Here is a 1,118-nt window from a genome sequence, read left to right as displayed (position 1 = left end):
CCTTCTGTAAATAAGATCATTTACAAATTACGTAGTAAATTATACCACATTCTGTAATTTTTCTCTTTTTTCAAATTCAGAGTACACAATCATGCCCCAACTGATAATGATTTTCAATTGCCACTTGTTTCCCTTCGCTTCAAGAACGCGGTCAAATCAACGTTTTAAGGCTGCAATTGAGAATCGTTCTTGTTTAGAATCATTTTAGTTTACATTATCTGGAAGTGATGTTACCTTTAGGATGAACAGAGCAGTTAATATACGGAATTCAAAAAGGAGGAAGCAAAAATGAAACACTCAACAAAGCTGTGGATCATCCTTGGCATCGGTGCATTTGCACTTGTCCTGGAATTCGCCCTGAAACAGCAGATGCTGGCACAGGCGCTGATTACCATCGTCGGTGCGTTGATTTCACTTTCAATGTTTGTTGAAATGGTCAGGTCAATCAAATCAGGGGACTACGGGGTTGACCTTCTGGCAATCATGGCGGTTGTCTCAACGCTTGCGGTAGGGCAGTACTGGGCCTCCATGATTGTCCTGGTCATGCTTGTCGGAGGCGATTCTCTTGAAGATTACGCCTCGAAAAAAGCACACACGGAACTCAAGGCACTGCTTGACAATTCACCGCATGTCGCTCACCGACTGAACGGAGATGAAACGGAAGACATTGCCGTTGATGAAGCAGACATCGGTGATAAGCTTGTCGTTCGTCCGGGAGAGCTCGTCCCGGTCGATGGTCACGTCATTCTTGGCCAGAGCAGTCTGGACGAATCTTCTCTAACCGGAGAATCAGTTCCGGTAAGCAAAAAAGCCGGTGATGACATCTACTCCGGGTCCGTCAACGGGGATGCATCCTTGACAATGGTCGTGGATAAAATGGCTAAGGACAGTCAGTACCAGCGCCTGGTTCAACTGGTCAAGGAAGCCGACAGCAAACCCGGCAAGTTCGTCAGAATGGCCGACCGATATGCAGTTCCGTTCACTGCGACTGCCGTAATCATCGCAGGTCTTGCATGGTTCATCTCAAAGGATCCGGTGAGGTTTGCAGAAGTTTTGGTCGTAGCTTCGCCCTGCCCGCTTATTTTAGCGGCACCGGTGGCAATCGTCTCCGGGATGAG

1 protein-coding gene is annotated in these 1,118 nt (G+C 47.4%); it reads left to right on the top strand.

What is annotated here, in order from left to right:
* Nucleotides 1-288: 288 nt before the first annotated feature.
* On the top strand, nt 289-1,118 hold an 830-nt coding region (locus V7Z60_RS10250), incomplete at its 3' end, for an HAD-IC family P-type ATPase (protein WP_334117700.1).

Source organism: Ligilactobacillus sp., assembly GCF_036846325.1.
GTDB lineage: Bacteria > Bacillota > Bacilli > Lactobacillales > Lactobacillaceae > Ligilactobacillus.
This window is presented reverse-complemented; position numbering and strand designations above follow the sequence as displayed.